Annotated in this window: 8 protein-coding genes; 6 read left to right on the top strand and 2 right to left on the bottom strand. The window is 64.1% G+C overall.

Going from position 1 to position 8,931, the window contains the following annotated elements; all coding sequences use genetic code 11:
- Positions 1-495: 495 nt before the first annotated feature.
- Together BX591_RS22380 and BX591_RS22370 are read right to left on the bottom strand one after the other, a co-directional pair.
- Positions 496-1,767 carry an SGNH/GDSL hydrolase family protein gene (locus BX591_RS22380; protein ID WP_111933490.1) on the bottom strand — a complete coding sequence of 424 codons (1,272 nt, stop codon included), beginning with the start codon at positions 1,765-1,767 and terminating at the stop codon, positions 496-498.
- Between the two features lie 512 nt (positions 1,768-2,279).
- Entirely contained in the window at positions 2,280-3,893 is a 1,614-nt protein-coding gene (locus tag BX591_RS22370) for an NAD(P)/FAD-dependent oxidoreductase (protein WP_111933488.1), read from the bottom strand.
- Between the two features lie 217 nt (positions 3,894-4,110).
- Here BX591_RS22370 and paaA point away from each other — a divergent pair, with 217 nt between their 5' ends.
- The 6 genes from paaA to BX591_RS22340 all read left to right on the top strand — a co-directional run bounded on the left by paaA (position 4,111) and on the right by BX591_RS22340 (position 8,919).
- Positions 4,111-5,109, top strand: coding sequence for a 1,2-phenylacetyl-CoA epoxidase subunit PaaA (gene paaA, locus BX591_RS22365; RefSeq protein WP_111933487.1), 999 nt, complete (start codon positions 4,111-4,113; stop codon positions 5,107-5,109).
- 39 nt (positions 5,110-5,148) lie between these two features.
- Positions 5,149-5,433 carry a 1,2-phenylacetyl-CoA epoxidase subunit PaaB gene (paaB, locus tag BX591_RS22360; protein WP_105510011.1) on the top strand — a complete coding sequence of 95 codons (285 nt, stop codon included), beginning with the start codon at positions 5,149-5,151 and terminating at the stop codon, positions 5,431-5,433.
- An 8-nt stretch (positions 5,434-5,441) separates the two neighbouring features.
- Positions 5,442-6,245: a 1,2-phenylacetyl-CoA epoxidase subunit PaaC gene (gene paaC, locus BX591_RS22355; protein ID WP_111933486.1), complete on the top strand. Its 804-nt coding sequence runs from the start codon at positions 5,442-5,444 to the stop codon at positions 6,243-6,245.
- Between the two features lie 84 nt (positions 6,246-6,329).
- A complete protein-coding gene (paaD, locus tag BX591_RS22350; protein ID WP_111933485.1) occupies positions 6,330-6,872 on the top strand; it encodes a 1,2-phenylacetyl-CoA epoxidase subunit PaaD in 543 nt (180 codons plus the stop codon).
- A gap of 1 nt (position 6,873) precedes the next feature.
- Positions 6,874-7,962, top strand: coding sequence for a 1,2-phenylacetyl-CoA epoxidase subunit PaaE (paaE, locus tag BX591_RS22345; RefSeq protein ID WP_111933484.1), 1,089 nt, complete (start codon positions 6,874-6,876; stop codon positions 7,960-7,962).
- Between the two features lie 144 nt (positions 7,963-8,106).
- Positions 8,107-8,919 (top strand): DUF1835 domain-containing protein, encoded by an 813-nt coding sequence (locus BX591_RS22340; protein WP_111933483.1) that lies wholly within the window; start codon positions 8,107-8,109, stop codon positions 8,917-8,919.
- Positions 8,920-8,931 lie beyond the last annotated feature (12 nt).

Raw genomic sequence — 8,931 nt, 5'->3', positions numbered from 1 at the left:
GGATCAAACTCTTCAGTTCAAACCTGTTACTGTTTTTCGGTTCCGTTAAGAACCGGTCGCTCACTCAACGTACTGACGAATTGTTCGACTGTCTTTCGACACTCAAACCTTCCTTTCATTACTGTGTGAGACTTGATACTTTCGCTTTACGGCAGACTCCGGAGAGTCCGCCTCGCGTCTCGCATCAAGCGCCCACACTTATCGGCTGTTAATTTTTAAAGATCGATACGCATTTGCTACCGAACCTGCGCCGTGCTGCCAACTTCACAACCATCCGGCACCGCTTCGTTCTGCGTCGCTGCATCTGCAGCAGAGAAACGAGATTATGAAGGCTCTTTTTCGTTTCGTCAACAACATTTTTTCGCTTTCGCTTAAAACTTTGTCGACGCTACGGCCGCTGGTTTCTGCCGCGACCCTCGTTCGCAAACGAGGAGGCGAATCTTAGGCGAACATTCGCCATGTGACAAGGGTTCGATGGAAATGTTTTCCCGCGGCTCATTTGCGCGTGGAATTTACTACTGCGTCCAGCGGGACGGCGTCTGCCATTGCTGCATAGCCAGCATCGCTTGGATGGATGTGGTCGCCACTGTCGAAGTTACGCTGCAGGCGGTCCGGCTGCGCCGGATCACGCAATGCCGCGTCGAAATCCACGACGCCGTCAAAAACGCGGCTGGTCCGAATCCACTGGTTGACGGCGAGTCGGATGCCCTCCCGCTGCGCCGGCAGCGAAGCAGGCGTCAATGTTGCCCCGAACACCTTCACGCCGGCGTGCCGCGCCGACGCAACCACCCGTTGGTACCCCGCGATCAGATCGGGCGCCGTCACCGAGGTGTGCGGGAAGTCGCAGTCGAGGCCGCTCCGGGCCGGCATCGAGGCGAAATTGATGTCGTTGATGCCGATCAGCAGGATCGCCGTCTTGACGCCGGGCCGCCCGAGGACATCGCGCTCGAAGCGTCTGGCGAGCGCATCCCCGTAGCAAGGCGAGTCGCTCAGCAGCCGATTGCCGCTAATGCCGAGGTTGACGATGGCTGTCGTCCGGTCGTTGCTGCCGGCCAGCCGGCGCGCCAACGCGTCCGGCCAACGGTGATTCTGATTCAGGCTGGAGCGCATGCCGTCGGTGATCGAGTCGCCAATGGCGGCGACCGCGGCCGATGACGTCGCCGCTTCTACCGATACCCCGCTCACCCACACGTACTGGGTGAACCGCCCGCGGAACGCTTCGGCGGAAGCATCCGCAGCGTGATTCCCCGGGGCGGAAACGTAATTGACCTGGCTCGATACGCGATGCCACGCCACGATTCGCTGCTCCGGGCCCACGAACGCGCTGATGGCGTACGGTGCGCCTTCGGCGATATCGATCGTGACCGGATCGCTATCCAACTCGCCTCCCGCCGGGATGCTCACCGTAGATTTGCCGCCGAAGGTCACGCGCGCCCCGTCATTAGCCACCGCCGCCGCGCCGCCGGCCGAGCGGGCGATGCGCAAATCTTCAATCACGAGCGGCGTTTTGCCGTACTCGTTGCTGAGGTGGATTCGCGCGGCCCGTCCCGACAGCGTCGGATAAACGATCTGGCGCACGGTGCGTCCGGCGACTTCCGGCGCACGATACAGAGGTGGCAAGTCCGCGCGCTGCGGAATCGGCTGCAGCGCGGTCGCCCAGGCGGCGACCCAGTGCGCGGGGGCATCGGCGGCGAAAACGGTGGGGGAAACAGCGAATTGGGCAAGCAGTGCCGCGCCGCACGCAGCAGCCAGGGTGCGAAGGGTCATTCGGATAGTCGGTTCGAGGCGAAACGTCCATTGTGCCCGAACGCCAGGTCGATCGCGCGCGCCTTGGGTGCTGGGCGTCCGGGCGCCGACTTGGGTGCCGGGCCTTGGGTGCCGGGCCTTGGGTGCCGGGCCTTGGGTGCCGGGCCTTGGGTGCCGGGCCTTGGGTGCCGGGCCTTGGGTGCTGGGCCTTGGGTGCTGGGCCTTGGGTGCCGGGCGTCGAGCGCCGGGTTCCGGGTTCCGGGTTCCGGGTTCCGGGTTCCGGGTTCCGGGTTCCGGGTTCCGGGTTCCGGGTTCCGGGTTCCGGGTGCCAGGTTCCGGGTTCCGCGTTCCGGGTTCCGGGTTCCGGGTTCCCGGCATCTAAACACTAGGTGTCGAACTCAGGGTGCGGGGCCTCGAAATCGAGCCCCGCTCACCAAGCCTCAGACGCCAACCTCACCCACTGCGACCAAGACCAACCCACTACCCACCCACAACCGCACCGTCCCACGCCTTAATACCAGCCGCCCCGCCCCTCACTCACCCGCCATCTTCAGCGCGACCGCCTCCGCCACCTCGATCCCATCGATCGCCGCCGAATAAATCCCGCCGGCATACCCCGCGCCCTCACCCGCCGGATACAAGCCCTCGACATTCATACTCTGATAATCATCCCGCCGACGCACCCGGATCGGCGACGACGTTCTCGTCTCCACCCCCGTCAGCACGGCGTCATGCATCGCAAAACCGGCGATCTTTTTGTCCATCTGCGGCAAGGCTTCGCGAATGGCTTCGATCACGTAGTCGGGCAGCGCGGTGCTGAGATCCGTGGGATGCACGCCCGGCTTATACGAAGGCACCACCGAGCCCAACGACGTGGACGGTCGCCCAGCGATGAAGTCGCCGACCAGTTGCCCCGGCGCCATATAGTTACCGCCGCCCAGCTCGAACGCCCGCTCTTCCCACTTGCGCTGGAACGCGATACCGGCGAGCGGTCCGCCCGGATAATCCTCCGGCGTAATGCCAACGACGATCCCCGCGTTCGCATTGCGCTCCGCCCGCGAATACTGGCTCATGCCGTTCGTCACCACACGGCCCGGCTCCGACGTGGCCGCCACCACCGTGCCGCCCGGGCACATGCAGAAGCTATACACCGCTCGCCCGTTGTTGGCGTGATGCACGACCTTATAGTCGGCGGCGCCCAGCTGCTTATGGCCGGCAAACTTGCCGAACCGGCTGCGATCGATCAAACCCTGCGGATGCTCGATCCGGAAACCGAGCGAAAACGGCTTCGCTTCTATATAGACGCCGCGATCGTTCAGCATCTGGAACGTATCGCGCGCGCTGTGTCCAACCGCCAGCACCACGTGATCGCAGCGCAGCGTCTCGCCGGTCGACAGCTTCAGCGCGCGCACCTTGCCCTGATCGATCTCGATATCGTCGACGCGCGTCTCGAACCGCACCTCGCCGCCGAGCTCATGAATGGTCGCGCGCATCTTTTCGACCATGCTGACGAGCCGGAACGTGCCGATATGCGGCCGGCTCAGGAACAGAATGTCTTCCGGTGCACCAGCCTTGACGAATTCGTCGAGCACCTTGCGGCCGTAATGCTTCGGGTCCTTGATCTGGCTGTACAGCTTGCCGTCCGAGAAGGTGCCCGCGCCGCCTTCGCCGAATTGCACGTTCGACTCCGGATTGAGCACCGACTTGCGCCACAGCCCGAACGTGTCTTTGGTGCGCTCGCGCACGGCCTTGCCGCGCTCGAGAATAATCGGCCGGAAACCCATTTGCGCCAGAACTAGCCCGGCAAACAACCCGCACGGCCCCATGCCGATTACCACCGGCCGCGGCACACTCAACTGCGCCGGCGCCTTCGCGACGAACCGGTACGCCATGTCAGGCGTCACGCCGCAATGCGGCACCTCGGCGAGCCGCTTGAGCGCGGCGGCTTCGTCCGCGACCTCGACATCGACGATGTACGTGAGCTTGATGTCGGCGCGTTTGCGGGCGTCGTGCGCGCGGCGAAACACGGTGTACCGGATGAGCCCGTCAGCGGCCACGCCGAGTTCCACGAGGCGCGCGCGGACGGCGGCGTCGAGGTCGCTATCGGGGTGATCGAGCGGGAGTTTGATTTCGCTTAGACGTAACATGAGTACCGGGGGATGCAGGAAGGCCGCAAATCGCGGCCAATTCGCAATTTTATAGGTTAAGTGTCGGCACGGGGCATCGGCTCCGTCGAAACGACCTTCGCCCTCGGAAATCGTGCCCCCTATCAACACTGACAGTCTGTCTCAAAAAATTTATTAACCGACCGGTCGGTTGGTTTATACTGTCCGCACACAGACAACTTCCGCAGAGAGCGTCCCCATGTACACGCAATCCCTGGATATTCCCGGCAATGTCGCCCCGCTGGATGCGAGCGCGAGTTCGCCCGAGCAGGCGCAATTCGATGCGGTCATGGCCGCCGACGGCAAGATCGAGGCTCAGGACTGGATGCCCGAGGCTTACCGCAAAACGCTGGTTCGGCAGATCTCGCAACACGCGCATTCGGAAATCGTCGGCATGCTGCCGGAAGGCAACTGGATCACGCGCGCGCCCAGCCTGAAGCGCAAGGCGATTCTGCTCGCCAAGGTGCAGGACGAGGCCGGCCATGGTCTCTATCTATATAGCGCGGCGGAGACGCTCGGCGTCTCGCGCGACCAGCTGATCGCCGCGCTGCATTCGGGCAAAGCCAAATATTCGAGCATTTTCAATTACCCGACGCCCACCTGGGCGGACGTCGGCGTGATCGGCTGGCTGGTGGACGGCGCCGCGATCATGAACCAGATTCCGCTGTGTCGCTGCACGTACGGTCCGTATGCCCGCGCGATGATCCGCATCTGCAAGGAAGAGTCGTTCCATCAGCGCCAGGGTTTCGACGCGCTGATGTCGATGATGGCCGGCACCGAAGCGCAGCGCGAACTGGTCCAGCAGGCGGTGAACCGCTGGTGGTGGCCGGTGCTGATGATGTTCGGCCCGAGCGACAAGGATTCGATCCACAGCAATCAGTCGTCGAAATGGGGCATCAAGCGTATTTCGAACGACGATCTGCGTCAGAAATTCGTCGACGCCACCGTCGACCAGGCCAAGGTGCTTGGCGTCACGCTGCCGGATCCGGACCTGAAATGGAACGAAGCGCGCGGTCAGCACGATTACGGCGACATCGACTGGGAAGAATTCTGGCGCGTCGTCAACGGCGACGGCCCGTGCAACCGCGAGCGCCTCGCCACCCGCGTCAAAGCTCACGACGACGGCGCGTGGGTCCGCGAAGCCGCCCTCGCCCACGCCGAAAAACAGCGCCAGCGCGCGCAACAGCACGCCGCCTGATTCGCGCGGCCCGCCAGACAAAGCATCAGGAGATCAGCAATGAACAAGGAATGGCCGATTTGGGAAGTTTTCGTGCGCAGCAAGCAGGGACTCGACCATAAACACTGCGGCAGCCTGCACGCCGCCGACGCGCCGATGGCGCTGCGCATGGCGCGCGACGTCTACACGCGCCGCCAGGAAGGCGTGAGCATCTGGGTGGTGCCGTCTTCGGCGATCACGGCGTCTTCGCCGGCAGACAAGGCGGAGCTGTTCGAACCGGCCGGCGACAAGATTTATCGCCACCCGACGTTCTACACGCTCCCCGACGAAGTCAACCACATGTAAGCGCGGCCATGGACATCACGCCTCAACATCTCCAATACGTGCTGCGCCTTGCGGATACCGCGCTGATTCTCGGTCAGCGCAATAGCGAGTGGTGCGGTCACGGCCCGATCCTCGAAGAGGACATCGCGCTGTCGAACATGAGTCTCGATCTGATCGGCCAGGCGCGCCTGCTGTACACGCACGCTGCGTCGCTCGAACAGCAGCTCACCGGCAAGACCCGCACGGAAGACGACTACGCGTACTTCCGCGCCGAGCGCGAATTCGCCAATTACACGCTCGCCGAGCTGCCGCATGTCGGTCCACTGTGCGGCACGGCGCAAGCCGAGAAGGATTACGCGGTCACGATCGTGCGCAATTTCCTGTACTCGACGTTGATGGTGCATCTGTGGACGGCGCTCACCGCGTCCCCGGACGAGCAACTGGCCGCGATCGCGTCGAAGTCGATCAAGGAAACGAGCTACCACGTACATCACGCAAGCGAGTGGCTGATCCGTTTCGGCGACGGCACCGAGGAATCGCACCGCCGCGCGCAAGCCACGCTCGACTACCTGGTCCCCTACACCCGCGAGTTTTTCAGCGCGGACGCCGTGGAGGAAACGATCGCGGCAGCCGGCATCGGCCCGCTGACGTCGGATCTCGAAGCCGCCTGGCTCGACGACGTGCGCGCCACGCTCGACGAAGCCACGCTGAGCCTGCCGGAAGCGGTCAAGCACATCACGACCGGCAAGCACGGCGAGCATTCCGAGCACATGGGATTCGTGCTGGCCGAAATGCAGAGCCTCGCGCGCCAGCATCCCGGCGCCACCTGGTAATGTGACTCAAGCCAAGCGGCTTAAGCGAGGCAACTTGACCCGCGCGGCTTAACCCAAGCGACCTAACCCAACGGTAAATCGACGATGACGACCTCGACCGCCACCTACAGCACCGACGCCACGCTCGATCGCGCGTGGGCCGTGCTCGAAACGGTGCCCGATCCGGAAATCCCGGTGGTGTCGATCCGCGAACTCGGCATTCTGCGCGACGTGCGCCGCGCCGCCGACGGCACGCTCGAAGTCGTCATCACGCCGACCTACTCCGGCTGCCCGGCGATGTCGCAGATTGCCGAGGACGTCGCGCATGCACTCGACGTCGCGGAACTGACGCCGTATCGGATCGCCACCGTGCTCGCGCCCGCCTGGACCACCGACTGGATGACCGCCGACGCCCGCGAAAAACTGCGCGCCTACGGCATCGCGCCGCCCACCGGCAACTGCGGCTCGGCCGCGGCGCCGCAGGAAAAAGTGATGCGCTTCGTGCCGCGCGCGCTGCCCGCACCGTCGTGTCCGCGCTGCGGCTCGGCGCATACCGAGCGTCTCGCGCAATTCGGCTCGACCGCCTGCAAAGCCTTGTACCGCTGCATCGACTGCCGCGAACCCTTCGACTACTTCAAACCATACTGATATGGCCACCCCGCAATTTCATTCGCTGCGTATCCGCGAAGTACGGCCCGAAACCGCCGACGCGGTCTCGGTCGCCTTCGAAGTCCCCGTCGAACTGCGCGATCACTATCGCTTCACGCAGGGCCAGTTCGTCACGCTGAAAACGCATTTCGACGGCGAGGAAACGCGCCGTTCGTATTCGATCTGCGTCGGCGTCACCGATTACGACCGCGACGGCGAACTGCGCATCGGCATCAAGCGTGTGCGTGGCGGGCGTTTCTCGAACTTCGCATTCGACACGCTGCAGCCCGGCCACACGATCGACGTCATGACGCCGGACGGCCGCTTCTTCACGCATCTGAACGCCGATCAGGGCCAGCAGTACCTGGCGTTTTCGGGCGGCTCGGGCATCACGCCGGTGCTGGCGATCATCAAGACCACGCTCGAAATCGAGCCGCGCAGCACGTTCACGCTGGTGTACGGCAACCGCAGCGTCGATCAGATCATGTTCGCGGAAGAGCTCGAGGATCTGAAGAACCGCTTCATGAACCGCTTCGTGCTGTACCACGTGCTGTCGGACGATCTGCAGGACGTCGAGCTGTTCAACGGCGTGCTCGACCAGCAGAAGTGCGCGGCCTTCATCGAGAATCTGCTGCCCGCCGACGCGATCGACGAAGCCTTTATCTGTGGCCCCGCGCCGATGATGGACGCCGCCGAAGCCGCCCTGAAAGCCGCCGGCGTGCCGCAGGAAAAGGTCCACGTGGAGCGCTTCGGTTCGCCGCTGCCGCAAGCGGGTGTACCGGCCATCGAGATCACCGAAGACACCCCCGCCGCCGATCTGGAGATCGTGCTCGACGGCAAACGGCGCAAGCTGCGCCTGCCTTACCAGGGCGTCAGCGTGCTGGATGTCGGGTTAAAGGCCGGCCTCGCGCTGCCTTACGCGTGCAAGGGCGGCGTTTGCTGCACCTGCCGCGCCAAGGTGCTGGAAGGCGAAGTGAAGATGGACAAGAACTACACGCTCGAAGAGCAGGAAATCCGCGATGGCTTCGTGCTGACCTGCCAATGCCATCCGATCAGCGATCGCGTGGTGGTGAGCTACGACGAACGGTAAAGCGCGCACGGCGCGCGGGCAGGAACGACGCCCGCAATCCTTTGAGCCATTCCACGATCCGCTTACACTAGGGGCCGCTCACGATCGGACACCTGTTCCGGTCGTCGAGCGGCCCTTTTTTGTCCACTGCCGAAGCCACTGCCGATGAGCACGATCCACCTCACCAACGGCGACGTCGCCGCCGAGTCACTGCGCACCGCGCTGCAGCAGGCGGGCCGCGACGATCGCGTGCATGCGCTGCGCGACGATCTGGCGGTCGGCCCGTTGCGCGGCGTCGACGACACGCCCGACGTGCGTGCGGACTTCTGGGAGCGGGTCAGCGCGGACACGAAGCGCGATTTCCCGCGCGAATTCCGCGAGCAGGGCTCGGCGCTGGACGCGATTGCGCGCGGCGAAGCGAACCTGGTGGTCTGGCACGGCGAAAGCGCCGCCGATCAGTTGATGCTGCGTCGCGTCTGCTATTACCTGCGCAACAATCCGCAGCGGCTGAACGAAGTGCGTCTGTCGGTTCGCGATCTCACCGATCCGGGCGCATGGGCGCACAGTCGCAAAGATCACGCAACGTCCGTCGGCATGTTCGCGCCCGATGTGCTGCAAGCGCGTTTGCCGGACGCGGCGCCGATCTCCGTGCTGCGCATCAGCCGGCTCGCGCTCGAATGGCAGGAAGTCAAACACGCGAACGGCGAAACCCGGCGTTGGCGCGACAACACGTTCACGAGCGGCCATTTCGCCGATCTGGACGCGCTGATTCTCGAACACATCGCCGACGGCTGGCAGCCCGCCGCACACATCGCCGCCGAATTGATGGCCGCCGAACTGGGCTTTCTGGTCAGCGACAGCATGGTGCTGTGGCGCTTGCGCGAGTTGTCCTCGACCCGGCGCATCAGGCTGCGCGGCGATGCGAACGCCTGGCGCACGCTGGAGTTGTGCGCGGTGCTCGCTCCCTGTCCACACTAATACAATCAACGA

The organism is Paraburkholderia bryophila (assembly GCF_003269035.1).
In the GTDB taxonomy this organism is placed as follows: domain Bacteria; phylum Pseudomonadota; class Gammaproteobacteria; order Burkholderiales; family Burkholderiaceae; genus Paraburkholderia; species Paraburkholderia bryophila.
The sequence above is the reverse complement of the archived record's forward strand: the minus strand, read 5'-3'. Positions and strand labels throughout refer to the sequence as shown.